General features: G+C 44.9%; 20 protein-coding genes. 16 read left to right on the top strand and 4 right to left on the bottom strand.

Translation table 11 applies throughout. The annotated features are described in order from the left end of the window. Positions 1–669: 669 nt before the first annotated feature. Entirely contained in the window at positions 670–1,143 is a 474-nt protein-coding gene (gene dfrA1, locus NA330_RS22080) for a trimethoprim-resistant dihydrofolate reductase DfrA1 (RefSeq protein ID WP_000777554.1), read from the bottom strand. Between the two features lie 156 nt (positions 1,144–1,299). On the opposite strand from dfrA1, the gene intI1 reads away from it, so the two are divergent. From intI1 to NA330_RS22120, 8 genes are all read left to right on the top strand, one after another. Beyond that, positions 1,300–2,313, top strand: a complete 1,014-nt coding sequence (gene intI1 / locus NA330_RS22085) for a class 1 integron integrase IntI1 (protein ID WP_000845039.1) — start codon at positions 1,300–1,302, stop codon at positions 2,311–2,313. 273 nt (positions 2,314–2,586) lie between these two features. Beyond that, positions 2,587–3,171: a recombinase family protein gene (locus NA330_RS22090; protein ID WP_001072145.1), complete on the top strand. Its 585-nt coding sequence runs from the start codon at positions 2,587–2,589 to the stop codon at positions 3,169–3,171. A 78-nt stretch (positions 3,172–3,249) separates the two neighbouring features. Next, positions 3,250–4,239, top strand: coding sequence for an AAA family ATPase (locus NA330_RS22095; protein WP_049208435.1), 990 nt, complete (start codon positions 3,250–3,252; stop codon positions 4,237–4,239). Positions 4,240–4,259: 20 nt separating this feature from the next. Then, the gene (locus tag NA330_RS22100) at positions 4,260–6,803 is read left to right on the top strand and encodes a S8 family peptidase (RefSeq protein WP_438796417.1); all 2,544 of its coding nucleotides are present in this window, start codon (positions 4,260–4,262) and stop codon (positions 6,801–6,803) included. Positions 6,804–6,880: 77 nt separating this feature from the next. After that, a complete protein-coding gene (locus tag NA330_RS22105) occupies positions 6,881–8,806 on the top strand; it encodes an ATP-dependent nuclease (RefSeq protein ID WP_000766277.1) in 1,926 nt (641 codons plus the stop codon). Then, a complete protein-coding gene (locus NA330_RS22110) occupies positions 8,803–10,464 on the top strand; it encodes a UvrD-helicase domain-containing protein (RefSeq protein ID WP_000562220.1) in 1,662 nt (553 codons plus the stop codon). Before NA330_RS22105 ends, NA330_RS22110 begins: the two co-directional genes overlap by 4 nt. Positions 10,465–11,532: 1,068 nt before the next feature. Next, entirely contained in the window at positions 11,533–12,405 is an 873-nt protein-coding gene (locus NA330_RS22115) for an integrase domain-containing protein (RefSeq protein ID WP_000834750.1), read from the top strand. 1,148 nt (positions 12,406–13,553) lie between these two features. Then, positions 13,554–13,823, top strand: a complete 270-nt coding sequence (locus tag NA330_RS22120) for a hypothetical protein (RefSeq protein ID WP_000901446.1) — start codon at positions 13,554–13,556, stop codon at positions 13,821–13,823. A gap of 414 nt (positions 13,824–14,237) precedes the next feature. On the opposite strand, the gene NA330_RS22125 is transcribed toward NA330_RS22120, so the two are convergent. Together NA330_RS22125 and NA330_RS22130 are read right to left on the bottom strand one after the other, a co-directional pair. Further along, on the bottom strand, positions 14,238–14,633 hold the full coding sequence (locus tag NA330_RS22125) for a hypothetical protein (protein ID WP_000060800.1): 396 nt from the start codon (positions 14,631–14,633) through the stop codon (positions 14,238–14,240). Continuing rightward, positions 14,630–15,487, bottom strand: coding sequence for a hypothetical protein (locus NA330_RS22130; protein WP_000783473.1), 858 nt, complete (start codon positions 15,485–15,487; stop codon positions 14,630–14,632). Before NA330_RS22130 ends, NA330_RS22125 begins: the two co-directional genes overlap by 4 nt. 243 nt (positions 15,488–15,730) lie before the next feature. On the opposite strand from NA330_RS22130, the gene NA330_RS22135 reads away from it, so the two are divergent. Continuing rightward, positions 15,731–17,155: a conjugal transfer protein TraH gene (locus NA330_RS22135; protein WP_001536376.1), complete on the top strand. Its 1,425-nt coding sequence runs from the start codon at positions 15,731–15,733 to the stop codon at positions 17,153–17,155. A gap of 3 nt (positions 17,156–17,158) precedes the next feature. After that, positions 17,159–20,563 (top strand): conjugal transfer protein TraG N-terminal domain-containing protein, encoded by a 3,405-nt coding sequence (locus tag NA330_RS22140; RefSeq protein WP_080164352.1) that lies wholly within the window; start codon positions 17,159–17,161, stop codon positions 20,561–20,563. A 273-nt stretch (positions 20,564–20,836) separates the two neighbouring features. Here the strand turns inward: NA330_RS22140 and NA330_RS22145 are convergent, their stop codons facing one another. Then, complete coding sequence (locus NA330_RS22145) at positions 20,837–21,127, bottom strand: hypothetical protein (protein WP_000709418.1); 291 nt, start codon at positions 21,125–21,127, stop codon at positions 20,837–20,839. Positions 21,128–21,313: 186 nt separating this feature from the next. Here NA330_RS22145 and NA330_RS22150 point away from each other — a divergent pair, with 186 nt between their 5' ends. The 6 genes from NA330_RS22150 (at position 21,314) to NA330_RS22175 (ending at position 26,844) form a co-directional block, all read left to right on the top strand. After that, positions 21,314–21,523, top strand: coding sequence for a hypothetical protein (locus NA330_RS22150; RefSeq protein ID WP_001747911.1), 210 nt, complete (start codon positions 21,314–21,316; stop codon positions 21,521–21,523). Further along, positions 21,523–22,134 (top strand): hypothetical protein, encoded by a 612-nt coding sequence (locus NA330_RS22155; protein WP_001747910.1) that lies wholly within the window; start codon positions 21,523–21,525, stop codon positions 22,132–22,134. The genes NA330_RS22150 and NA330_RS22155 overlap by 1 nt, the downstream gene beginning before the upstream one ends. A gap of 2 nt (positions 22,135–22,136) precedes the next feature. Continuing rightward, positions 22,137–22,670 (top strand): FlhC family transcriptional regulator, encoded by a 534-nt coding sequence (locus NA330_RS22160; protein ID WP_024140163.1) that lies wholly within the window; start codon positions 22,137–22,139, stop codon positions 22,668–22,670. A 96-nt stretch (positions 22,671–22,766) separates the two neighbouring features. Then, on the top strand, positions 22,767–25,526 hold the full coding sequence (gene traN, locus NA330_RS22165; RefSeq protein ID WP_080164351.1) for a conjugal transfer mating pair stabilization protein TraN: 2,760 nt from the start codon (positions 22,767–22,769) through the stop codon (positions 25,524–25,526). 150 nt (positions 25,527–25,676) lie between these two features. Next, the gene (locus NA330_RS22170; protein ID WP_001187968.1) at positions 25,677–25,904 is read left to right on the top strand and encodes a helix-turn-helix transcriptional regulator; all 228 of its coding nucleotides are present in this window, start codon (positions 25,677–25,679) and stop codon (positions 25,902–25,904) included. Next, on the top strand, positions 25,891–26,844 hold the full coding sequence (locus NA330_RS22175; RefSeq protein ID WP_000802150.1) for a replication protein RepA: 954 nt from the start codon (positions 25,891–25,893) through the stop codon (positions 26,842–26,844). The genes NA330_RS22170 and NA330_RS22175 overlap by 14 nt, the downstream gene beginning before the upstream one ends. Positions 26,845–26,854 lie beyond the last annotated feature (10 nt).

Here is a 26,854-nt window from a genome sequence, read left to right on the forward strand (position 1 = left end):
CACGCTTAAAAATAATAAAAGCAGACTTGACCTGATAGTTTGGCTGTGAGCAATTATGTGCTTAGTGCATCTAACGCTTTTAGCAGGGGCGCGACGTCAGGAGCGTCCCTTGCCTAAACTTGTTAAGGCATTTGTGAACAAACGCCACCAGTATTTTGGTTTAGAACCAATGCATACTTCATACGAATACAGCCTATCTCGAATCAAGCAGGAACCATCCAAGATTGGCATAAAAGGTACATTCAACCTTTTCACTGCATCCCATTGGTGCACGTACTCGGTCTTGCAACTCGGACACTTTGGGTTTGCACCAGGAACAAACCTACCCCCGCAAGGGCAATCTGGAAGAGTTGCTGCTATTCGATCCAAGAGCTCTTGATTGATTTCATTTTCATACAGTAATGCATGGTCCTGCTCTCTATGGATTACATTCGAGCAAGTATCACAGAAAAAATGCGGGCAACTGTCGCTCATGCCGCTCGATTGCCAGGCAGGAGTTTCCTTCCCACACTTTGGGTTTGGGCATTTCATTCTTCCTATCCATGGTGCATTCGCTTCGTAATGTACGATTTTCATGTAGCCTTAACGCCTGGCACAGCGGATCGCAAACCTGGCGCGGCTTTTGGTACAAAAGGCGTGACAGGTTTGCGAATCCGTTGCTGCCACTTGTTAACCCTTTTGCCAGATTTGGTAACTATAATTTATGTTAGAGGCGAAGTCTTGGGTAAAAACTGGCCTAAAATTGCTGGGGATTTCAGGAAAGTAAACATCACCTTCCGGCTCGATGTCTATTGTAGATATATGTAGTGTATCTACTTGATCGATCAGGCTTTTGTATATCTCCCCACCACCTGAAACAATGACATGATCCGTTATTTTCTTTAGGTTGGTTAAAGCATCTTTAATTGATGGAAAGATCAATACGTTCTCATTGTCAGATGTAAAACTTGAACGTGTTACGACCGCATACTTTCGGTTGGGTAATGCTCCCATTGATTCAAAAGTCTTGCGTCCAACCAACAGCCATTGGTTATAGGTAATAGCTTTAAACAGGAGCTGTTCACCTTTGGCACTCCATGGAATATCAGGGCCATTCCCGATAACTCCATTCTTCGATATAGCTACCATTAGTGATAGTTTCACAATTCTTCCTCAGAGGTTAACTTTGTTTTAGGGCGACTGCCCTGCTGCGTAACATCGTTGCTGCTCCATAACATCAAACATCGACCCACGGCGTAACGCGCTTGCTGCTTGGATGCCCGAGGCATAGACTGTACAAAAAAACAGTCATAACAAGCCATGAAAACCGCCACTGCGCCGTTACCACCGCTGCGTTCGGTCAAGGTTCTGGACCAGTTGCGTGAGCGCATACGCTACTTGCATTACAGCTTACCAACCGAACAGGCTTATGTCCACTGGGTTCGTGCCTTCATCCGTTTCCACGGTGTGCGTCACCCGGCAACCTTGGGCAGCAGCGAAGTCGAGGCATTTCTGTCCTGGCTGGCGAACGAGCGCAAGGTTTCGGTCTCCACGCATCGTCAGGCATTGGCGGCCTTGCTGTTCTTCTACGGCAAGGTGCTGTGCACGGATCTGCCCTGGCTTCAGGAGATCGGAAGACCTCGGCCGTCGCGGCGCTTGCCGGTGGTGCTGACCCCGGATGAAGTGGTTCGCATCCTCGGTTTTCTGGAAGGCGAGCATCGTTTGTTCGCCCAGCTTCTGTATGGAACGGGCATGCGGATCAGTGAGGGTTTGCAACTGCGGGTCAAGGATCTGGATTTCGATCACGGCACGATCATCGTGCGGGAGGGCAAGGGCTCCAAGGATCGGGCCTTGATGTTACCCGAGAGCTTGGCACCCAGCCTGCGCGAGCAGCTGTCGCGTGCACGGGCATGGTGGCTGAAGGACCAGGCCGAGGGCCGCAGCGGCGTTGCGCTTCCCGACGCCCTTGAGCGGAAGTATCCGCGCGCCGGGCATTCCTGGCCGTGGTTCTGGGTTTTTGCGCAGCACACGCATTCGACCGATCCACGGAGCGGTGTCGTGCGTCGCCATCACATGTATGACCAGACCTTTCAGCGCGCCTTCAAACGTGCCGTAGAACAAGCAGGCATCACGAAGCCCGCCACACCGCACACCCTCCGCCACTCGTTCGCGACGGCCTTGCTCCGCAGCGGTTACGACATTCGAACCGTGCAGGATCTGCTCGGCCATTCCGACGTCTCTACGACGATGATTTACACGCATGTGCTGAAAGTTGGCGGTGCCGGAGTGCGCTCACCGCTTGATGCGCTGCCGCCCCTCACTAGTGAGAGGTAGGGCAGCGCAAGTCAATCCTGGCGGATTCACTACCCCTGCGCGAAGGCCATCGGTGCCGCATCGAACGGCCGGTTGCGGAAAGTCCTCCCTGCGTCCGCTGATGGCCGGCAGCAGCCCGTCGTTGCCTGATGGATCCAACCCCTCCGCTGCTATAGTGCAGTCGGCTTCTGACGTTCAGTGCAGCCGTCTTCTGAAAACGACACAAGTTGATTGGAATTTAATCTATATACATGTTAAAATACTTGTATAAAATTCTATGTTAAAAAAACGTACATGAATCAAAAAATTGGCTACGCTAGGGTTTCAACCGACGATCAGAACCTGCATTTGCAGAGAGATGCGTTGGCTGCTGCTGGTTGCGAGATCATTTACGAGGACAAGGCCAGTGGGAAGAATGCCGCTAGACCCGAACTTGATAACTGCTTAAAGGCTCTTAGACCTGGGGATACGTTGGTCGTTTGGAGGCTGGATAGGTTAGGCCGTAGTTTGGCAGACTTGGTGAGCGTTGTTACCCATCTGGTTGATGAGCGACGGATTGGATTTCTGAGCCTACAAGAACAGATTGAAACGAACAGTGCTTCTGGAAAGCTGGTTTTTCATGTGTTTGCTGCTTTGGCTGAATTTGAGCGAAATTTGATTAGCGAACGTACCAAGGCGGGATTGGAAGCCGCAAGAGCTCGCGGTCGCTTGGGTGGGCGGAAGCCAAAGTTACAGAAAAAGGATATCAGGGAGATTAGGGCATTACTCAAAGATGGTTCTATTCCTGTATCTGATGTTGCTAGGCGATATGGTGTATCTAGAACGACTATTTATAATCATGTAGGGGTGGTGAGTGTACAAAATTCTAGAGGGGATTAAGTGCTTAAACCCTGTCATACTACACAGACTTTATTGTATAAAATTGGTAAAGTTGCCCCGTCTTATGGAGATTGAATAATGGCTACTGCGGAACAACTAAAAGCGCTTTTAAAGAGTCACGCTGAACGTGACGATCAGCGTTTTTATTCTGTTGCCCTTCAGGTTGCTGCCAAAGAAGCTCGACAGGGGCATAATAAGCTTGCGAGCGATATTAAAAATCTTGTTGAGAAATCTCAGCGTTCTACCAATAAGCTGGGTCTAGCATCGTCTAGAACTATACCTTTTGCGCAACAGAATCAAAGTGAGTTAAAAGGTCTATTAGAGCTCACGCCACACAGTGTTCGCCTAAATGAGCTTGTTCTTTCTGATGACATACAAGAACGTATGGAGAAGGTGATATTAGAACAGCGTCAGAAGGATAAACTCAGTCAGTTTGGTTTGCAGCCGCGTAGAAAACTTCTTTTTACTGGTTCTCCTGGAACTGGTAAGACAATGTCTGCATCTATGTTGGCAACAGAGTTAAAATTACCTCTTTATACAATCGTCCTAGATAATCTTATTACTCGTTTTATGGGAGAGACTGCTGCAAAGTTGCGTTTGATCTTTGATCATATAAGGCAAACAAGAGCTGTTTATCTTTTTGACGAATTTGATGCTATAGGAACTCAACGAGGTGCACCCAATGATGTTGGGGAAATTCGTAGGGTGTTAAACTCATTTTTGTTGTTTGTAGAGCAAGATGCATCAGAGAGTATTATTGTTGCAGCTACAAACCATCCAGAGTTACTAGACCAAGCGCTTTATAGAAGATTTGATGACATCATTAAGTTTGAAAAACCAAAATTTGATCAAATATGCCTTCTTATTCAAAACCGTCTATCACTTTTCGATACCGATGATTTTGATTGGAGGATGGTTGCTGAAGCTGCAAATGGTTTGAGCTCTGCTGAGATTACCCGATCTTGTGAAGATGCAGCTAAAGAAGCTGTTTTGAATTTTAATGCAAAAATAACAAGTGAAACACTGTTAAAGGCCTTTTCTAGAAGGCAGTCAGGTAATAAAAAATAAAAAGTATATAAGGGAATTATATGGTTTCTAAAAGGAAGCATTTAGATGTGGCTCGGTTTTTCATTGACGAACCTTTTAAATCTAAAAGGCCTGGTCGAAATTCAGGTGTTCCTGGTCGAGATAGAAACCAACATGGAAGTTATTTGGCTGGTTTATATCAGAATTTAATAAATGCTTACGAACAAAAAAGAAAACAACAAATTAATCCTATCACAGATGATTCTGGTATTTATGTTGAAATTATCGGAGTTGATGGATGCAAGCTCCCATTAGATAGTTTAGATAACAGAGATTTTAAACTCTGTTCTTGCCAAATGAGAGGAGATAGAGAGTTCGCGTTAATTTTTATACCTGAAGATAAACGTGATACATTCCTTAAAAAAATACAACAGTATTTAGACCCTCAGAAAGATGGAAAACCAAATAAGGAAGGCGTTTCTTTTCCTCGAAATCATACGTTAATAGATAGTATTTCCGAGATCAGGCTTGCAAATTTGGAGTCATTTTGGACAGATCCTATAGATTTATTTCCTGCAGATAGGAATCTTGATGTCTGGTGGGAATTATGGTTGAAAAGTAACACCGTAGACGACGTTAAAAAAATAGCAGAGTCTCTTGCTGAAAGAGTTGATGGTCGCTTAGGAAACACATCTCTTTCATTTTTCAATTCTTTTGTTGTTCTTATTAAAGCCTCAGTTAATAAACTTGAGAAAGCTCCTGAATTAATTTCAAATTTAGAAGAAATTCGGAAAGTGAAGGAGACACCAGTTCCCATCATTAGCTCTTCACCAAAAGAGCAACAAGAGTGGCTGAAGAGTATTTCTGATCGAGTATCTCTTTCAGATAATATAACAACCAGTGTGTCAATACTGGATACTGGTATTAATTACAATAACATGCTGTTAAGTAAAGTGTGCTGTGATGATTTTTCTGTTTCTTGGGATCCTGATTGGCCCAAATACGATCAATATCAAGCACTAGCGCCGTTTAATGAGCATGGTTCTTTGCAGGCAGGACTTGCAGCATTTGGGAATTTGATGGATGTCGTATTAGGAAATAGCGCTATCCAACTATCACATGTTATTGAGTCAGCAAGAATTTTACCTCCGCAAGGCAACAATGATCCCTTTTTATATGGGGCTATAACGGTAGGAACAGCATCCAAACTTGAAGTAGATAGGCCAGATATAAATAGAGTATATAGCCTTGCTGTTACGTCTGATCACGAAAGAGAAAGTGGCAGACCTTCTTCATGGTCTGCAGAAATTGATCAATTCACTTCTGGTATGCAAGATGGAAAGCGGAGACTTTTTGTTATTTCTGCCGGTAACAACTTAGATATTCGTCCTGACCAAGACTATTGGGATCAAGTCAATCTCGCGCAGATAGAAGATCCAGCTCAAGCATGGAATGCTATTACTGTTGGGGCATATACAGAAATGACCACAAATGATGATCCATATTTTGAAGGTTGGTCACCATTTGCAATGGCGGGTGATGTTGCTCCATCAAGTCGTTCTTCGGTGAATTGGGCGTGGAGAAAGCAAGCACCATTTAAGCCAGATGTAGTTGCCGAAGGTGGTAATCGACTTTTGTCACCTGATAAGACTGAACTCAGTAATGAAGATACTGTTGGATTATTAACAACATCAGGAAAAACTACCGGTCAGGTTTTTGAGCGGGGTAGTGATACAAGCGCTGCGTGTGCGTTAGTCTCGAGATGTGCGGCTCAGTTAACAGCCGAGTATCCTGAACTTTGGCCCGAGACTATACGAGGTTTGATAATTCACTCTGCGGAGTGGACTCCACGAATGATGGAACGATTTGGTTTATTAAGTGCAGTACATAGTCCTAAAGTAGCAAAAGAAACATTATTGCGTACGGTTGGGTATGGTGTAACAAACATTGACAGAGCTAGATATAGTGCTGACCATGCGCTTACTTTGATCGCTGAAGGCGAAATTCAGCCATTTATCAAATCCCAAGATGCTAATGCGTCATCTGATCCTAAACTAAATCAAATGAAACTTTATCAGTTACCTTGGCCTCTCGCGGAATTGCAAAATTTGCCGCCAGAGTTAGAAGTTAAACTCAAAGTTACTTTATCTTACTTCATAGAACCTAATCCTGGTAGGAGAGGTTATCGTACAAGATATAGCTATCAATCTCATGGTTTAAGGTTTGAAACTATCAGACCTGGTCAATCAATTGCTAACTTCCGTTCTTACATTAATGGTTTAGCAAATATGGATGATTACGATGGACCAGAAGGTGACAATGATGGGTGGTTTTTAGGGAGTCAACTTCGAACAAGAGGTTCAATTCATTCAGATCACTGGACTGGTAGTGCTCAAGATTTAGCTGATATGCATACTATAGCTATTTTTCCAGTAGGTGGATGGTGGAAATATAAAACTGCAGAAGAACGGTGGGAAAATAGAGTGCGGTTTAGCCTTCTTATTAGTATTGAAGTACCTGATGAGAGTGTTGACATTTACTCTGTAATAGAGAATCAGATTGAAGTTGCAATAGAAAATCAGGTCGCAATAGAAATTGTAACTTGAGTTACTAAAAGCCATTAGTTTAATTTCCCCTGTCTTATTTTAAGACAAGAAAATACTTCTAGGAGTTGAAGGCAAGGATGAAACTGCACAGTATTCGGATATCAAATTTTCAAAGTTTTGGTGCTGAACCAATAGAACTGACACTGGAAAATATTACCTATCTGATTGGCCCCAACGGGTCAGGCAAGACTGCTGCACTCCAGGCTTTGTGCCGACTGTTTGCATTTGATCCATCATTACGCCGTATTCAGCGCTCAGACTTCCATGTCCCGCACGATGAACAAGAAGCGCCCGAAGAAAGGCAGTTATGGATTGAGGCGGACTTCGTTTTTCCCGAGTTGGAGGGTGAAGAAGATAACTCAAGCGTTGCTCCCCATTTCAGTCACATGCGCCTTGATGACCCTGACGGAATTCCTCGGGTACGGTATCGCCTAAGTGCCACTATGGGCCTAGATGGAGATATTGATGAAGCTTTCGTGTATGTGCTTGAAGTTGGTCCGGACGGCTCACCTATAAATCCTGAAACAGTTCCTCGATCTGACCGAAATCACATACAAGTCCACTATCTGCCAGCCAGGAGAGATCCTACTGACCACATAGCATACGGAACGAGTGCGCTGCTTGGCCGCTTGCTACGTGCCGTGAACTGGGAAAATGAACGAGAAAAGGTCAAAGGGTTCACCGACCAGATTAGTGAGAGCCTGGCTGCTAATTCATCGGTTAATGCTTTTAGCTCCCACCTGAAGAAAATATGGGGCACCCTCCATAAAGGCAGCTACTTTACAGATCCCAAGATTACTTTTGTGGCATCTGAGATCGAGGCGTTGCTTCGTCATTTGTCCGTATCATTCTCGCCTGGACATGATGACAATCTTGTCGATTTTTCTCGACTCAGTGACGGTCAGAAGTCGATGCTCTATCTATCGTTGGTTCTCTCATCTCAAGCTGTTGGTCGTGCTGTCCTTGCCGGTGAGGACGACTCTTTTGACCCTGAAAAGTTGCGTCCGCCAGTCTTTACTTTAATAGCCCTTGAGGAACCAGAGAACAGCCTCTCACCTCACTATTTGGGAAGAATTGTTAACGCTCTTAACTCAATGACGAGTAACGAGGATGCTCAGGCCCTAGTCGCTACGCATGCTCCGTCGATGTTGCGACGTGTCGATCCGGAACATATTCGATATCTTCGACTTACTGAAACCCGGCAATCAAGAATTAAGAAAATCCAATTACCCGCTAAAACCGATGAAGCGCACAAATTTGTACGTGAGGCTGTCCAGGCATTTCCTGAGATCTACTTCTCTCGTTTGATTGTGTTGGGTGAAGGGGATAGCGAAGAAATTGTATTACCGCGCCTTTTCCAAGCAAAGGGTGCGCCAGTTGATGAATCAGCGGTTACGATTGCTCCGCTTGGAGGTAGGCATGTAAACCATTTTTGGCGTCTGTTATCCGAACTGCAAATCCCATTTTTGACTCTTCTAGATTTAGATGTGGGCAGATATCAAGCGGGCTGGGGAAGAATAAAGTATGTAAATAACCAACTTGGTTTGTATCAACCTGAAAAGGTACTACCAACTACTTTTTCTTTATCAGATTGGAATGATGACAAAGTACCTGTTCGTACACATCATTTCTTTGAAAACGGCACTAAGAGTGTATTTTTAGAGCTGGAAACACGTGGTGTTTTTTTCTCATTTCCAATGGATTTAGATTTTTCAATGCTTCTTGCTTTCCCTAATGCGTACGGTGTTCAGCAGGAGGTTTCAGATGAGTCTACGATTAAAGCCGTTTTGGGTAAGAGCCATCATGGCTCATACCAATACAGCGGAGACGAGTTAAATCTTTTCTCTACGTATCACAAGCTTTTTAAACTGGGTAGTAAGCCCGCTGCGCATATAGATGCTCTTGCTCAACTGAGCAACGAGGAATTGCTGGCGAACATGCCAGGATCATTTGGACGACTTGCAGATGCCGTGATAGCCAAGCTTGCGGAGCTGCCCGAGTGATTGCTGTAGATGCATGGTTGCCTTCTGATGGGCTAACACTTGAACCCAATGCTCTGCTGGCTGCGAAGGAACAAGCGCGCTGTCTTGCACTGACTGCGGGGCCGGGAGCGGGCAAGACGGAAATGCTTGCACAGCGAGCTGACTTCCTCCTCCGAACCGGAACCTGCCGTTATCCGAAGAGAATACTCGCTATTTCTTTCAAAGTTGACGCCAGCAAAAACTTGAAGGAGCGAATCCAGCGACGCTGTGGACAAGAATTGGCTTCCCGTTTTGATAGCTACACATTTCATGCGTTTGCAAAGCGTATTATTGATCGCTTCCGAGTAGTGCTTACTGGTAATGATGCTCTGGATACGGATTATTCGATTGGCGAAAGAAAAGTCACAAGAAGGCAAATTACATTTCATGATCTTGTGCCGCTAGCAATTCAAATTCTCAAGGCCTCTGTTGTCGCAAGAAATGCCATACGCCAAACTTACAGCGATGTTTTCTTGGATGAATTCCAAGACTGCACGGATCAGCAATATGAACTCGTTAAGGTAGCTTTCCAAAGTACAAGCATTCGTCTTACCGCTGTCGGTGACACCAAGCAGAAAATCATGGGATGGGCAGGAGCTTTGGACGGAATTTTCCAAACGTTCGCTAAGGATTTTTCAGCCGTACCACTAAACATGTACCGAAACTTTCGTTCAAAACCACGCCTGCTTCGGATGCAGAACGAGATAATTCGTGTGCTTGATCCAGCTTCCGTTATGCCAGATCACCAACTTGCTGGTGAGGAGGGAGAGGTTTTCGCGTGGCAATTCGAGAATGCACAGGGGGAAGCTGAGTATTTGGCCGATTTGATTGCCGGGTGGATAAGAAATGAAAAGGTTCCGTTGTCCGAAATCGCCGTATTAGTGTCCAAACAACTAGATCTTTATGCCAACCACTTGATGACGGCATTGGAAGTTAGGGGAATACCGTACCGGAACGAGCAGGAGATGCAGGATATTACTGTTGAACCTGCCGCGAGGCTCGTTGTTGACTATTTGTCCTGCCTCTACGGCCAGCGAGAGCCCAAAGCTTGGGTTCGGCTTATGAATCAATTGATTCCCTTTGCTGATGATGAGGTGCAGTCTAGCGCTAGGCAAAGCTTCCAACGCTTCTTCAAGGAGCAGAGAAAAATCATCACCATGACCGAGCTGTTGGATGAGCCGTTTTCGGGATGGTGGGATTCTGTGTGTAGCTTTCTGAAGAAAATAGGAATGGAGACTCTTGTTGCTCTCTCGCCCGACTATGAGTCACATGCTAGGTTAGGTGAAGTTGTGAGAGATACCAAAGCGCGCATTGAAGAATTGCTTGAACTTACCCCCGATTTGCCTCAAGCCTTGACTCGTTTCTCTGATGATCAGGCTGTGCGTATTCTGACTATCCATAAGAGCAAAGGATTGGAGTTCGACTCAACGATAATTATGGCCGTTGAGAACGAAATATTCTTTGGGGATCAAGATGCTAATCGGTGTGCTTTCTTTGTTGGTGTATCCCGTGCCAAGCGTCGGCTTGTTGTTACATACGCAAAAGAGCGAGATAAGCCTGATAATTATTCAGGGATATGGCGAACGAATCGCTCTGCTCAGTTAGAATATTTTGGATATACATCTCCTTTTGTTAAGTGAGCCGATAGTAAGTTAGTTGAGCATCCAAACACCGCCCAAAAGGCGCTTTTTGATTATTTCCTACCACTCAAGAATCGTTCAGGTTGTAAGGTTCTATCTAAAAAGCATCAAAAAGCGACTTCTGAATATACAAGACATTTTTAAGAATGAAAACATCACCCAAAAGCCATCGAAAAGCCACTTTCTGATGAACTTGACGTTACTATCAGATTGATTAATATATGAATTGTAAACGGTAGCTGGCCCAAAACAGCATTTTTCCAAATCTAAGGCGTTTGCCTTCACTTCGTTAACCCTCAGGGGGACTGTCCCCTAGGGGCACTCCTCCGTCTAAAACCTATCTCCCCGGAGGAAAATCAGATGTTTATCATCATTGTGCTTGCAGCGTTTTGCTGCTGCCTGCGTTTGTGCATTCCGCAAGCGACCAGGCTTCCATATCGCGATCTGGCTGACAGCTATGTCGCGTTCCTGGCGCTCAATTCCGAGCGGCCAAACACAAGAGGGCCTCCCTCATCCGTCAGAACGAGTGCTGGATTTCCGGCTTACTCTATGCTCCACCCCGTCTCTGTCGCCGTAGGCGTAAACAGAGACGGGGGTAGAGCCCCCGACGGAAGCCTTGAGCCTCAAGGGCTCTAGGCTTTCGCACCGCGCACGAATGTGCGCGAATTATACCGCCTTCGGCGGTTAGCGCGCTTCGCGCTTTCCTTTCCAAAGAATGACACGACAGTACCAGCCGGATCTGCTGGCAGTTTGTTCCGTCGGAACAGACCAGCCAATGGAATGAGCAGTTCGCTCCATAGCAGTACAATTCGTAATTAATGACCGTGGACATCGGGTTTAACTGTCCTGTGTTTGGGCAAGATCCCAGCGTTGGCCTTAGCATGCAGAGCTAATTAAAAAACTGCGTTTCACTTACCACCGGATACGGACGGGCCAACAAAGTAACAATTTTGATTAACAGAGTTAGGGGGATCAATGCGTTCAGAGCGGACTAATCCGGATTCACGGAATTTTGGTCTTCGTAGTCGAGATATAAACAAGGCAGCCCTGAACGCTCTCAAGGAGGGGATGAAGAGTTTTCAGTCCATAGCCACTATTCATGACCGATGGAGCGTTTTTAGCGCTTGGATTAAGTCCGAACAGGGCATAAAGGACATGCGGGACATAGAAAAGGCTCATTTGGTCGCTTATGCGGCGCACCTTAATGATCGCTACGAGCGGGGAGAAATTGCGCCATCCACGGCGCAGAACTACCTGAGCGCAGTGAATCGGGTGATGGAGATTGCGCGTGGCGACCGACAGGTACGTGTAGATCCTGTCTCCGAGGGGGGACTTCCAAAGCGCTCAGGTATCGCCACTGGCGACCGAAGTGTTTCGGAAGCTTCCCATAATGCCGCAATGGGGGCAGCCTCCGAGCGCCTTGGGGCTTTGCTGGAACTACAGCGTAATTTCGGTCTGCGGTTCGAGGAATCGGCCAAGCTGGATGCAGCCAGAGCACTAAGAGAGGCCGAGAAAACTGGCTCCGTGAGCATAAAAGATGGCACCAAAGGTGGCCGGGCGCGCACTGTTCCGATCACCAGTGATGCTCAAATTACGGCACTCCAGCGAGCCGCCGCCATACAGGATGGCCGCAGCATGATCCCCGCAGAGAAGAATTATCGTGAGTTTCGGCAAGAAGCCTACCGGGAGATCGGCCGCCATCCGGTGAACTTCCATGGCGAAAGGCACCACTACGCTCAAACGCGCTACAAAACTTTGATGCGTGCTGATTGCCCGGTAAAAGCAGGTGTTAAACATGGGCGAGAGCACTATGAATATTTAGCCAAAGAACTTGGAGTATCAATAGCTCACGCCAAAATGCTGGACAAAGAAATCAGATCTGAAGTGGCTTTGGAATTGGGTCATGGTCGCATCGATGTGACAAATAGTTATTTGGGGTAATTGATGGAAAAATGGGTAAGAGAAAGAAGCCATGTTTATGTGCGGCATGGAGGGAAGACGGCTCGGCGAGCTATGGTAAAAAGGCTAATTTCGGCTCTAAACGATATTGCCGCCAATGAAAAAGGAGTCAACGCACCATCACAAATTGGAAGAGCTCATATCCACCGGTATTACACAAGGCATCAAGGATTGAGTACCACGACATTGCGGGATCATTTTTATGCGTTCCGACTCTTGTGGGAATTACTTAACCGTCCTGGAGAGCCTCCGCGCCCAAAAAACACCGGCTCTGCTGATTAAAAGCCATCTACGCCTATGTCATATTCCTTAATAAGACCTTCCGTTCGCTGCTTTGTTTAAATGTGCCCAAAAAGGGCCAATACAGCGCGTGTCGATTCAGAAATGAGCTGTTAAATTTGAATCAACTTCAGCTCCGTGCTGAGTATGTGCGATAGCTGGTCGCCAAAAACAAACAGCATTTTATCAATTTATCCCGTAACCGGGGTTCACCGGTTATGCGGTGTAACCCCTTCAATTCCAACTAATTGGAGGTGTTTATGTACTTTTCTACGTTCGTTTTGATCATGATTGTTACCGTGGGCGTTATTGCTTTCGGGGCTACGATTGTCGCCAAACTACTAAATAAGGCTTCGATTCTGGCATATCGATCATTGATAAAAACGCGGCCTGTACGGGTCGTTAGCCCATTGGTAACTAATAGCAGTTCATTGTGTGGTGAATGGTTGAAAGCTACCTCCGGTAGCCATCAACCTAGAGTCTCCGATGCTGTCGAATGCGCTCCGCTTGAGGGGGAGCTGGTTGCTGAACGCGCTGTAATAGGTTCCACCAGGAAATTATTGTCAGCTCAAAGATGAGGGAGATTTTATGTATCGACTGATTCTGACAAACAAAAAAAAGCGAACGCGAGAGTATCAGCCTTCTGATGCTGGTTATAGGGCAGCTCTCAAAGCCACGCGCAAGTTTTTGGAACAAAATCCCCAGGGAAATGCAGTGCTTTACGGGCATGGTGTTTGTGAGTCCTTGACTATACGCAACATGCCTGAAGCCTAATCCCTAATTAAATAACCCAACCGGGTACTTTGCCCGGTTGGGCTAAGTCCCGGCTATTAAACTTTTGGAGAATTAATATGTTGGGACAAAATCAAACAGAGATCCATCAATTCGATGTGTGTGGCCGCGTGTATTATCGTGGGGTTAACTACACTGAAAAAGAAGGTGAGTTGGCTGTTGAAACAGTAGAAGCTACTTCTCATGATGAAGCTGAAGCGCTGTTTAAAAGCCTGCAGGATGAGTATGCTCGTGAGTGTAATCGGACTGTTGAGCGCATCGATATCACTTTCACTATTGACTTGACGATAGCTGAAAGCGACAACGATGAACCGTACTTAGTGATGTAATTACTAAGAAAAGCAAAGGGCCAGCTTGTCTGGCCCTTTGCTACTTCTGGTGATAGGAATCTACTGAATCGGTTTCATTATCCTGCTTGGCCGTTTGCTCATCCAAGAGACGGAGCATCTCTGATGCCTTGCGTCTGGCCTCGGCTACAATTTCTGGCTTCTCATGCTCCAAGATCTGGTCTAGTGTTTTTGCCACTGGTAAATCTCGCTAGTTTAGTTAGACTCTAAGTATATAAGGTTTTACAAGAGAGGTTCAGTTCCGTGGATGCCTTTACTATTGCAATGTTAAGTTTGCTCGCATTTTTTACCATTGTGACGTTCGGAAGTTTGTATTTATACAACAAACACAATCAAAATCGCGCTGATCAATAAATATATGTGTATTAAACGGCCCTGTTATCTATGCTGAATAATTCAGCAACAAACTGGTATTTTTACTGTCTCAATTAGATGATCGGACATAGCGTTAATTTCCTCATCGTCTAGCTTCGGGGCAAACAGGGGCGTTCCCCAGAATTGAACCTGTGGATAGTCTGAAAGCCTAAATACTCCATGCGGCCATCGGTCCTCGTCACCCAACCACCGGCGTAAAGTCAGATCTATACCCCATCCATTCTTTAGCTCTATCCAGCAATGCGGATTGATTTGAGTCTTGCTATGCACTGTTTCAACAAACCCTACTCTGCACTGATGTGGAATGTCTGATTTGGCTAGAATGTGGCTGATCACGTAAGTCATCACATCACAACCGGCTTTTGAATCCTCCAGATTTAGCAAAGCCAGTTCCAGTTCTTCATGCCACAGACTCATTGTGCCTTCCTAAATAGCAATTGCTGGCCTTTTTCATAGATAACTGGATATGGTAAAGCTTTGCCATCCTGGAACACACTATTGGGCGGGAAATACATGACTGCCCACTCCGGCAGCGCTCGGCTCGTACTTTTGTAAAAATCGTCCATTGGAAATGATTTCACGTCGCTGACCTGGGAGAAAATCAATCGAGAATATTTGGTCGTGTTATTAGCGGCCAGATTAAAGCTATCAATATTACCACTGCCCACAAAGGCTGGTGTTTTCCACGGATTAGGCATTGTAACGTTGTATGCAATTACGCAGTTTGAGCCATCACAGCCAAATTGTGGAGCCGTTACTGCCCACATAATTAAGGGATTTCCATCAATCTTAGGCGCTGTACTTTCCACTATTTTAGTTAAATCCAGGTTCATAGATTTCGCGGCTACCGCAACGGCATTATCAATTAGGTTTATGTAGTTGCTATAAGCATCTTCTGAGGATTTAGCCATTGATGCAGGCATCCAAGCCATCAAACTTGGCCTAGCGGATGGGTTATCCGGTGATGTAAGAATGCTTGCAGTGTTAAACATGAGAGTTTGCTGACCGTTCAATCCTCTTAATGGAGCATCAAGCGATGTGGCCAGGCTTGTGACATTTAGCGCTTTCATCAGTAGAGACTGTCTATATGAGTTCCGCCCATCTTCTGAGTCTCTCAGATCTTGGTCATAAATACCCCCAGCTCTTGCCAAGTTTAACGCTCTGGACATCTCTGAATTATAGGATTTTGGGGTTGTAGCACAGCCTGCGAGCATAATGGCGGCGAACAAGGCTGTAGCTGAACTTACGGAAGTTGACATATTCATTTTCATTTAAAGCTCCTCTTTTAGAAATAGAGTGCCATTGGTTTGTGAAAATGCAACAAGGGTTAATTAAAACTTTTTAAAAATCATAAGTTTGTACTGACGTGACAAAGTTGCCGACATTATTCAATGATTAACTTTCACATGTGAAAGTTTTATTTGGACTGCCCAAATTGGACAGTTTGGGAGTTCGGTTTGTACTCATTTGCTCGGTAGGCTTTCGGGTGACACGAAACCTATTGGAGCAACAGTATGAGAGTCTCTCCCCCTTACATTAGAACACTATCTGCCTCTTGTTTAATCATCTTCTCTGTCGTCGCCACTCATGCCTCGGCTGAAGGGCTTCAGTCCGAGATGGATAGACTATTCAACGAAATGAGTAATACAACTAGACCGGGTATTCATGAGACACAACGCCGTGGAGTTATTGCGGGTGGGCGTGTGACCACCAAAGCGCGTATTTTTGATGAAAACCTAGTTAGCTTTGTCCCTCCATCCTGGAAAGCTGGGTGTGGTGGCGTTGATCTATTCGGTGGTTCTTTATCGTTTGTGAATGCAGATCAGATTGTTCAACTGATGCGAGCTGTGGCAGCAAATGCAAAGGGCTATGCTTTTCAACTAGCTCTGGATAATGTTTTTCCTGATGGTGCCAAATGGATAGAAAACTTTCAGAAGAAAGTTCAGGCTTTGAACCAGCATTTAGGCAATTCTTGTCAGTTAGCTCAGGGTATTGTTAACGATTCACTAAGTGCTTTTGACACGAAACTAAAGAACGATACTCGTACAAAAGCATCGACCAAAGGTTTATTTGAAGACATGTTTTCTGCAACGCAGGAAACGGATGGACAAACGGCAATCAAGACGCTGAAAGACAACTCGCCACAGGCCTACCAAGAGATGATAGGTAATATTGTCTGGAAGCAACTCAAAAAGAATAGTGTAAGTTCATGGTTCCAGTACGGGGATAACAGCCTGCTTGAAGCCATGATGTCTATAACTGGTGCCGTTGTCATTGGTGATTTAATTAATGATCCAAATCTTGCTGGAGCAAACAACAGTACTAATCCCATCGTCACCTTACCGGGGAATCGAATTACCCTTGGAGATCTCATTTCAGGTGGCTCTGTTAAAGTTTATTCATGTGACAGTGATACGGTTAACTGTATTTCTGCTGGTTCTGAGCTGAAGAGTGTTCAGCTCAGGGGTATTGGCAATCAAATGTCAGATTTACTTCTTGGTTCTGATTATTCACCTGGATTGATTTATAAATATGCAAACAATGTTGGGGCTTTAAGTTCTGCCGAGATAGCTTTTGTATCAAATCTCCCCAGTAGCTTTGGCTCACTTTTCCGAAATCTTTCCGCTGTTTCCAGTGATACAGCAGAGCAGTTTGCTCAGCAAGCACAGACCATCATAGCGCTAGATATAACCTACAGGTTTATTGAGGAGATATACCGGGCAACAACTATTGCGTTAGCTAACAGTGATAATGCCTATCAACAAAAAGCTGTTGATGTACTTGATGCTTCTCGGGCTGTTGTCAGACAAGAGTATGACCAATTAATTGTGAGGCACGGGAAGCTAAGTGATCTGATGGGGTATTACAACAGCTTACTTGATGTCACAAAGAAGCAGCGGCTTTTACTTGCGGCCCAAGCATCAGGGAAAAAGGAGTAACTAATGGATTTTAGTATTTATTCCGTCGGTGATGCCGCATTTCTAGAGCAAATAATGATTGCTGTAGCGATGGCTACAGGCACCGGTGATTTTGAACGAATGGTAAGTATTGGCCTTTTAATTGGCGCTCTTATCATCTCATTTCAGTCGTTATTCCAGGGAGCTAAATCCTGGGATTTACATCAAGTTTTTGCTTGTTGGCTCGTGTATGCCATTTCCTTTGGAGCCGGCGTTACGGTAACTATTGAGGACGCGTACAACGGACAAGTGCGAGTAGTGGATAACGTACCTGTTGGTCCAGCCGCCGCTGGTTCTATAATCTCAAGCGTTGGATTTGGTCTCACAAAACTCTTTGAGGTTGCATATAGCCCTGTCGCGAGTGTGACTGAATCAAAGTTCATGGATTCTTTAGAGTTATTATCAAAGCTCAGAAATCACGAAATGGAGTCAGCACTATGGACTGTCTGGAATGATTCCCTAGGAGGCGGTGCTGTTGATATGAAGAAAAGCCTGACTAACTACATATCAGAATGCACAGCAATTAAATTTTCATTAGGTGAGTCAAATGAGGATCAAATCAACACAGAGAATTGGCGTACAGCTCTCAGATTTGATTCACAAATATATGGGACCCGATTGTACCTGTCTCCATCTGGCCCGACAGATCCCAGTTGTACAGATGGCTGGATTCAGTTGAGCCAATCCTTTGAAACTGCCTTCAATTCTGGCCTTTCGCAACAAGCTCTTGGCTATTTGTTGTCTACCACTGATGCTTTGAATGCTACATCTGACGCTTTATATCGCCTGCAGGTTACGAATGTGGCCGCAGGTGATTTTATAAAAGCCAATTTTCTGCAACCTATCGTACAGCGTGGCTTTGCTCAGTACTACAGTGATATGAATGATCCGTACGCACAAATCATGCTCACTCAAGCTGAGTCTCAGCGAAATACGCAATATGCAGCCGAACAGTCTTTGTTTGTAAAATCGATTCAACCTCTTATGACCTTGGTAGAGGGGTTTGCCTATGCGATTACGCCCATAGCCGCATTTGTGATGGTGCTAGGTTCTAAAGGTTTGCTATTGGTCGGTAAGTATCTTCAAATGCTTATATGGGTACAACTTTGGTTGCCAATTATGTCGGTAATCAATCTATTCATTTACATAATGGGGCAGCAGGCGCTCGCAAAATATACCACAGGGAACTTATCCTCATTTGAAGGCGTTGCATATGCTGGGGCCGAAATTGAGCGTTGGATAGGGATAGGTGGAATGATGGCCGCAGCAACGCCAGTCCTATCGTTGATGTTAGTAACTGGCTCAGTATATGCCTTCAATAGTCTTGCTCAACGAGTGGGGGCGAGTGATACAGTCAATGAAAAACTAATGTCTCCAGACTTAGTGGACCGTGGTTCTGTTTTGAGTCAACAACCACAATTTAATCAATCCCGGATTGCTGGAACAATGACCTCTGGAGGTGAGTCGTTAGTTGATAGTATTAACTTAGGGAGTACCGTAAGTAATGCCCTTAGCAGTAGTTCTGCTGCTACTGCACAGGCTCAGAAAGGTTTCGCTAGCCAATTAAGTAATAGTGTGTTTTCTGGACATGGTTCAGAACAGACTTATTCACAACTACAATCATTAGGACAAACGTTGAGAGCGTCTGATTCAACTCAGGCTAAAAGTATTTTGTCCGCGGCGCAGAACTACGTTACTGATCGTGGGATAAATGCTTCTCACACGGATGCTGTGGCAGGAGCTATTGCTATGCGTGCTAGCGCTGGAGTGGATGCCGGAAAACTTGCTGCTGCTTTTACAGGACCGGTTGGTGCCGCTGTAAATGCCGCTAATCCGGTATCTATGAACGGTAGTTTAGATGTATCTGCGCAATCGCAGAGTCAGGATAGTAGACAGCAGCTTAGTTCTGATATTGACTCTTTATCTCGCGGACTCGGTTTTACAAAAGATGACAGTTCAGCATTAACGAGTGATTTGGCGCGGCAAGTGTCTACTGATAAAGGTCAACGTTTTACCCAGAGCTTAGGTGAAGAGCAGAGAAAGCAGCTCATGCAATCCAGTTCTGATCTTTTGTCTTCGCAACAAACCTACCAAGAGTTATCTCAGGCTCAGCAAACTATCGGGACTACTAGCAACAATAATATTATCGCGTTAGCTGACAAAGTTCTGAACAACTGGTCAGCCGGTAAGTCATTGTCAGATGGTGTTAGACAGTCATCGCCAGAGACAAGAGATTTTGCGCAAAGAAAAGCCCAGCATTACCAAGATTTAGGTATTGATTCCCAGAGGGCAATAGTTGGAGGGCAGTTGTTTGCTATGCTCAATTCCAACTCTCCATCTGAACAAGCAATTGCAGCCGGTGCAATAGCAAAGGCCACTGGTGGTAACAGTGGTATTGACTTTAATCAACCTGGTCATAGTGCAATGTTGGTAAAGGATGCTCCGCGCTATGTCTCGCCGGTTGAAAATTCGAGCGCACTTTCGGCACCGGAAAGAATGAGCAATGAACAAAAGCTTTTAGCTGAATCAGGCAGTATTGGATCTGAAAATTCTGTTCGTGACGCTCATGAAAAGGGTATCCAACAACTTGAGCAGAGTTATGGGACAAGCAGAAATGAATATCTTAATGACCGCTTGCCTGCGTTAAGAGCACAGATCATGGCATCCGATTTGGCCCCGTCAACATCCAGTGCTTTGTTTGCAGGTGCTGAGGGCGCAGGTCGTTTTGTACAGCAAGTTGTGGGTGGCGCAGGAGCCGCCAAAGAAGGGTTCGCAGAGAGTTTTGGGCAATCGATGTCTAAGTTAGCCCAGATGACTCCGGAACAACGAGATCAGTTTATTGAGGACACAAAGAAAGGGGACGATTACGTCAAGCAAGAGTATGGTCTTGGAGGCTTCCTGGCTGTAGGTGCTGCAAATCTGGGTAGGGACATCATTGGTGTGGGGATCAGTGGATTTGAAGCCGGTAAAGAATGGTTAACCGGTAAGTCAGATCTTTCAGAGGCAGCACAGGGAATGTCTGTTAGAGAAAGAGGGATGTTTTTTGCTTCTGCATTAGCAAGTGCAAGCGAGGCTGGAGCTGGAAAGGCGGCTGAGTTTGTTCAGCAATATGGTGACGAATTCAGGCAGATAGCAATGGATACTGCAAGATATGATTATGGTTTGAATAGTCAGGCAGGAGCAGAATTGTTTGCTGCATCGTTGATGGGCGGCGATTCATCGCGCTCTGGAGAACTAAGAGAAAATCTCAGAGAAGAGGTTGGTGATAACGTATTGGCAGATAAAATGGCTGCGATTATTGAAAGTTCTGCGGGGGCAGGTAAAGACCAAGCGGGCGGATATTTAGCGCCTGTATCAAGGTATTTGTCCGTAGCCAAAGGAGGCCGTTAATGAGCAGACGAGCTGAATATAGACGCGCAATTAAAGAGCTTAAAGTGATGATATTACTGGGGGAAGGGAGATGGCTAAACGAAAAGCCAATCTCCTGTGGAAATAAAAAATTTATCGTCGATGGTTCGGTGTTGAACAATGTAATCAGAGAGCATCCGGAACTTAATAAACACATTTTGATAGGTTTTTTTTCGTCGCCTCAACGGTATCCGTTATTAAGATATAAAGATAGGCAGTTAACGTTAAGTCTATAATTAATAAAAACAAAGGCTCTCAGGAGCCTTTGTTTTTATTCAATCCATAGAAGCTTCCGGATACATCTACGTCACTTACCATTGGAGATCCTGTGGCAGGGTTGTATGTGACGTCTGCAAACAGATCTCGCCCAGATAATGTGTTCGTTTTACTCCCGGAATTACTGATTAGATAGGCTCTTCTACCAATCTTTAAAGATGCCAGCAGAGAAACTCCGACTACAAAAAATATGAGCGACCATAGGCCAAGAAGTTTGTACGAATAGAACAAACTTACGATTAAAAACAAAGAGAATAGCGCCTTTTTCATTTACGCCTCCTGATTAATATGTAACCGATTATAGATTATCGTTCAGAAATGCAAATCTTCATAGCACCATAAAATGATACTGTAAAAAAACACAGTGTTTGGCGTTGCATTATCAAAAAGTCATGGTATTTATGATTGATGACAAAGTTAATCAGTGAATAAATCAGGTGTGTTATGGAGAAAGATATGAAGCATTTAGATCGTGAAACTGAAAAGCGATTAAACATCGTCGTTAAGGCAATCGGAACGTTGTTTATTCTAAGCTTTCTTACTCACTTGTTTATCTCGTCGTGGAGAGATGACCAATATGGATTTACCTTACTAGCGTTGATTGCAGGGAGCGCGTTAGTTTCAATCAATCTAGGCCGCAGAAAAAAAGGTAAGGAGGACTACTGATGTATGCCTTAGAGCCGTTAGAACGTGATGTTATTGGTAGCTTTGACAAGTTTGCCGTTCAATTGAGTGAAGAGAAGCCAGACCAAGATATTTTTGAGTTTGATTTGACTCTGTGGACACTACTGAAGCTTTTATCAGCCAATGCGCCATCCCAGGTTAGCAATCATTTTTCTCTTCCAGAAGATCTTGTTAATAAATTGGCGTCAACTCCTGACAGTTATCTTTCACAATTAGCGAGTGGAGTTCTTCTTAGCTTTAAACTTGAAACAGATCAAATGGAAGTGATCGATGCTCTTGCCGGTAGCTACGATTCTGTCATATGCCTTAAAAATGTTGTGGACGACTTTGACGCAGCGTACTGGCTATTGCTTAATAAGTTAGCTAGTAGAAACTTGGACATGGCGAGGCAAAATTTTGGTGTATCTTCTGGTCTTGCTTCCTCAGTCGCCGCCTCCTCAAACAGCCAGTTAAGGTCGTTATCGCATAGGGTCGTTATTAGATTTTCATTGAGATTTGATATTGGCGTACTCGATCAATTCTTATCAGCAGCTCTTGCCGATACAACGCCGATTTTATTAAAAAAGATTCAGCAATCTTTGGTGTGGAGATAATCATGAGTGAATGTTTTACATCTGGTTCGTTATCTCGCTGGGTAAAAGCAAGGCACATGGCATTGGCGGGTTATATCACAAAGATAATTATCCTAGAGACTGGTTTGACTTATAAGCAAGTTCGCAGGCTGTACGCTGAGCTTGAATATTGCGGATATGATGTGAAGGATAAGAAATCCAGGACATTCCGTGGTGGAGCGACGCTGATCCACAGTCAGACATCTAAAATTCAAGCATCGCTTTTAATGCAGCTCTATTCAAATCTTGGAGGGGAAAAAGTTAAGCGTTCTGTAGATATTAGCGCTCTGAATAAAGCGTTTAGGATGTATCACGCTATCCGTAAAGAAGTACCAGGTATGAAAGGAGGAAAATGGGAGCCCTTCGACATTACAGATGCCTGGTGTCTTGCCTCTGAAATGCGCAATGGAGAAGCAATGATAGAGCATTGCGAGCAATGCCAATGCACTTTTTTTACGTCAATTAATCAGCGAACATGTGTTGAATGCCCATTCTGCCGGGTCTCAAAAGCTGCCTGAATACATCCGCGTATGCCGCAAAAGGGCAAATAGCGATGCTAATTTTTATGAGAGAGCGACATAGCATTATCCAAACTAAAAAGCTGGAGAAATGCTATGTCCACTATGCCGCCCATCATGACGAGGTTTGTTGCCTCGCTCCTATGTTTAACCATCTCAGTTCTTCCGATACATTCTTATGCGGGTAATCAGGAACCTAACATCGGAGCTGTTGGTCGTGATGCCAAACAATTTGGTTTATCTATTGCGAACGGAGTTAAGCAAAACTCTGCTCAGGTTCAAGATGGTAAAATTTCTCTACCAGTCGGTAATGGTCAATCAACATCCATAAACATAAATGAACTGTTTCCTGGAGTTCAACCTGGTCAAAATACCGCAGAGTATTTCCCTGATGCAGCATCTCCAGAGGAGCTAGAACAGATATTTAGTGATGCTGATGCTATGGATCAGTTTGGTAATGAGGCAAAAGCCAATTTATTCCAAGACGCCAACAGCTCCAATCCCTCAATATCAGGTTCTGCATATCAAGTTCTCATGGATGCGGCCAATCGCTCACGCCCTGATTTCAGTAATGACCCGGTATTGAATCTAAGCAAAAAGACCTATGAGGATATGGACCTCATCGCAGGTGGCTTTGGGGATTGTTCTGCCGAAACAACCATTAATCAGAATACTATCAACACCCACATTCCAGAGTATGAACGGTGTCAGCGTGTTGTAGATCAAAGCGCGGACTGTGAGGTTGTCCATGACTACGATGCCTCTGTGGTGAAGCACTATGATGGCCCATACAACCTCAAGTCCTGTGGTGACGGATGCACGGAGCTCTGGATTGGTAAGGTTGGGGACGATTACTGGGCTGGTAACTGTAAAATCTATGAAGAGTACACAAGAGTCCAGGTTAGTAACCCGGATGCTATCGTTTCCGCAACACTTGAATATGTTAAGTGGGATGATTACATGCAAGTGTGGGTCGGTAAGTCCGGCCAAGAAACTAAAGTGTGGTCTGGCCCAGATGGCAACTTCCCTCCAGAAACAGCCGGTAGATGTGAGCTCTCCACGAGTTGGGAGCGAAACCCTAATGTTGATGTCACTCCCTATTTTAAGAACGTGAAAGATGGTGATGTTGTTACATTCAAGATCCGTGTTTCAGTAACTGGTGAAGGTGAGGGTTTTGGCCGCATAAAACTCCGCTATGACCCATCGAAAGCCATTACCAAGGATGAGTGGGCTCCACAGAGCTGCATGGATTCAGCCAAAGGGGTTGTAGATGGTTTTGCCGAAGGCGAGATAACATGTATAGATGACCCGACTGATGCTACGGGCTGCACAGTCATCAACGGGGTCAAAGTTTGCGAATCCCAACTGAAACCGTCACCTTTCCCTGGCATTCCAAAGCTGTGCAAAAAGGTTCGAGTTAAAGCCGACTATGACTTTTATAAGGGGCAAATGGACTGCTGGACAGATCCTCAAGGTGAAACACACTGCCCTGTAAATACTGGTGGAAATCTCAACAGTTGCCAGATGTATGAGGATAATCCTCAGTGTGGATTTATTAGTTCTGAATGTATTGATGGAGCAGAGGGTTCCTCGGGTAAGTGTTATGTGTTTAAAGATACCTACGACTGCGGAACGGACATATCAATACCTACTTTAGAGAAAGAAACGACGTATCAATGTGGTGGACCCATTAGGTGTATGGGGGATGATTGTCTCGATATAACAAAGTCACAAAGCACTGATTTCGCTCGTGCATCTGCATTGTTGAATGCAGCTCAGTTCATGACTCAGGATATGAGTTGTACTGGTCAAAATTATGATGATAACCCCACTGGTGAAGAAAATGTGATGTGTTCAGCTTTTGCCGGTGAGGCTGGGGAATGCAAGATTGCTGTGGGTGGTGTCTCAGATTGTTGTGAAAAGCCGACGAATATTTCGTTTGCTGATTATCTCAATTTGATTATGGCCGTGCCTAAGCTAGACGGTGCCGTTATGGGACTCTCTGATGGCAGTGCCGTGAAAGGAGCATACCAAGTATTAAGAGACCCCGTAATGTCTGGCTGGACCGAAATAACACAGCCTTTTGCAAGTTATATAGAAAATATTAGTGGAGCGGTTGATAGTTTTCTCCAGCCTGTTCAACAGTTTGCCCAGGAGACTATTGGCGCATTAAAGGAGCAAATTACCAAGCTGACTTCTGAAGCTCTAGGAAATGCTTCTGCGACGGGAGCCGCTGGCGTACCTGCTGGGGCTCCTGAATCAATGACTGAACAAATCCTCGGCCAACAAGGTGCCGCCATGCTAAGCACCGTTATGACTGTTTACACAGTCTATGTAGTGTCGATGGTCATGATCCAAATGATTTGGAAGTGCGAGGAAAAGGAGTTCACCATGAATGCTAAAAGAGCACTAAATAGCTGCACATACGTTGGATCTTACTGCAAGTCCAAAGTACTGGGAGCATGTGTCGAGGAGCGAGAGTCCTATTGCTGTTTCAACTCGCCACTCTCTCGAATCATCCAAGAGCAAGTGCGGCCACAACTTGGCCTTAACTTTGGTGATGCGCGCACACCTCAATGCGGCGGAATTCCATTGGATCGAATAGCGGATATTGATTGGAGTAAGGTTAACCTAGACGAGTGGTTGGGTATACTTCAGCAAAATGGAAAACTTCCTGATCCCGCATCGTTAAACTTGGATGCTTTAACGGGAGCTGGAAGTGATTTTAATATTGATGGTACTCGACAAGACGCCTCAGAACGTATTATGGAGCGGCTGGAAGGGATTAATGTGGACAAAATTAGAAACGACAAAGCGCGTGAAATCTTTCCTGACTTGGATGGCAATGGTGGTTGATGTTTATCAATGAGAAACTTTCACATGTGAAAGTTTTTGTGTCGGAATAAATCGCCTAGGTGCCCAAATAGGGCACTTCCAGAGGCCATGTTTACGGGGGTTCACCCTCAAAATTTCTCCAGTAAATCAATGATGATGCTGGAGAAATTTATGCAGCAAACTTTAAATGAAAAAGATTACAGTCACCTGCAGATGATCTCTGTGTATGAGGTGACTGCCCTACTTAAAATCTCTGTGCCAACGCTTCAACGAATCCGCACAAACGACCCTTCATTTCCCAAACCATATAAAATCAGTGGCGATAAAACACTAAGATACAGGTTAGATCAGTTGGAGGCATGGCTTGATTCCCGCAGGGTAAGTAATGAAGCCATTTAGCCAACTACTTGCTCAGTATCAGGCGGATATCGAAGTAGAAAATAGTGATAAATCACAAGGCTTGAGTCGGGCTGAGTCTGAATTAATAGATGCCTCAGTAAGGATTAAATCAGATCCACCCTCGCCCAATGATTTCACTTTTATGCACTCAATCATGTGCCAAGTCGGTTTGCCTCGTTCAAGAGTAAATGGATCTGAGTTTGAGAGGCGTTGTGGTGCTGCTGGTCTATACATCCGAGCGGGTAAAATTTGGGATGGTAAGCAGTTTCTCCAACAGCCTGTTCCGTATGGTCCCATGCCAAGGCTTGTAATGGCATATCTGAATACTCAAGCGTTGCGTTCAAAATCACCCGAGATTGATGTCGGCAATAGCGCCAGTGCTTTCCTCAAACAACTGGGCAAGGAGTCATCAGGAGGAAAAAATGGGAGCTATACAAACTTCCGTAAACAGCTTTTGGCGTTATCTGCTTGTAGTATTACCCTTGGTTTTAGTACCGCTGATAAAGCGTTCACTTACGATGGTAAGCCCATCCAAAAATTTGAGGCTTGGATTGGTAACAGCGACAATCAAGGTGCTTTATGGCCTGGTGTTATTACATTTTCACACGAGTATTTTACTACGCTAAGCGAACATGCTGTACCGCTTGATTTAAGGGCTCTAAATCAGCTTAATAGCAGTGCTCTTGCGATGGATATTTATGCCATGCTTTCGGATCGTTTACATCGAATTAGCGGTAGGCCTGTCGTATTGTACTGGCGTAATTTGCGCGAGCAGTTTGGTCAAGAATATACCGGAGACGACGCTGACAGGAACTTTAAGAAGGTATTCCTTCCTGCTCTAAAGAGAGTCCTTACTGTTTATCCGGATGCAAAAGTTAAGAAAGTGACTGGCGGAATTCTGATGATGTCCAGCCCCCCACCGATTCCATACCGTAATTGACTTAATAACC

Source organism: Salmonella sp. NW722 (assembly GCF_051702785.1).
GTDB classification, from domain to species: domain Bacteria; phylum Pseudomonadota; class Gammaproteobacteria; order Enterobacterales; family Enterobacteriaceae; genus Salmonella; species Salmonella enterica.

Bases quoted from the DNA above. Each gene is read 5' to 3' on its own strand.
- NA330_RS22170 (WP_001187968.1), top strand. From the start codon at position 25,677: ATGCAGCAAACTTTAAATGAAAAAGATTACAGTCACCTGCAGATGATC.
- NA330_RS22145 (WP_000709418.1), bottom strand. From the start codon at position 21,127: ATGAAAAAGGCGCTATTCTCTTTGTTTTTAATCGTAAGTTTGTTCTAT.
- NA330_RS22175 (WP_000802150.1), top strand. From the start codon at position 25,891: ATGAAGCCATTTAGCCAACTACTTGCTCAGTATCAGGCGGATATCGAA.
- NA330_RS22155 (WP_001747910.1), top strand. From the start codon at position 21,523: ATGTATGCCTTAGAGCCGTTAGAACGTGATGTTATTGGTAGCTTTGAC.
- NA330_RS22095 (WP_049208435.1), top strand. From the start codon at position 3,250: ATGGCTACTGCGGAACAACTAAAAGCGCTTTTAAAGAGTCACGCTGAA.
- NA330_RS22100 (WP_438796417.1), top strand. From the start codon at position 4,260: ATGGTTTCTAAAAGGAAGCATTTAGATGTGGCTCGGTTTTTCATTGAC.
- NA330_RS22090 (WP_001072145.1), top strand. From the start codon at position 2,587: ATGAATCAAAAAATTGGCTACGCTAGGGTTTCAACCGACGATCAGAAC.
- NA330_RS22140 (WP_080164352.1), top strand. From the start codon at position 17,159: ATGGATTTTAGTATTTATTCCGTCGGTGATGCCGCATTTCTAGAGCAA.
- NA330_RS22130 (WP_000783473.1), bottom strand. From the start codon at position 15,487: ATGAAAATGAATATGTCAACTTCCGTAAGTTCAGCTACAGCCTTGTTC.
- NA330_RS22150 (WP_001747911.1), top strand. From the start codon at position 21,314: ATGAAGCATTTAGATCGTGAAACTGAAAAGCGATTAAACATCGTCGTT.
- NA330_RS22105 (WP_000766277.1), top strand. From the start codon at position 6,881: ATGAAACTGCACAGTATTCGGATATCAAATTTTCAAAGTTTTGGTGCT.
- NA330_RS22160 (WP_024140163.1), top strand. From the start codon at position 22,137: ATGAGTGAATGTTTTACATCTGGTTCGTTATCTCGCTGGGTAAAAGCA.
- intI1 (WP_000845039.1), top strand. From the start codon at position 1,300: ATGAAAACCGCCACTGCGCCGTTACCACCGCTGCGTTCGGTCAAGGTT.
- NA330_RS22125 (WP_000060800.1), bottom strand. From the start codon at position 14,633: ATGAGTCTGTGGCATGAAGAACTGGAACTGGCTTTGCTAAATCTGGAG.
- NA330_RS22115 (WP_000834750.1), top strand. From the start codon at position 11,533: ATGAAGAGTTTTCAGTCCATAGCCACTATTCATGACCGATGGAGCGTT.
- traN (WP_080164351.1), top strand. From the start codon at position 22,767: ATGTCCACTATGCCGCCCATCATGACGAGGTTTGTTGCCTCGCTCCTA.
- NA330_RS22135 (WP_001536376.1), top strand. From the start codon at position 15,731: ATGAGAGTCTCTCCCCCTTACATTAGAACACTATCTGCCTCTTGTTTA.
- NA330_RS22120 (WP_000901446.1), top strand. From the start codon at position 13,554: ATGTTGGGACAAAATCAAACAGAGATCCATCAATTCGATGTGTGTGGC.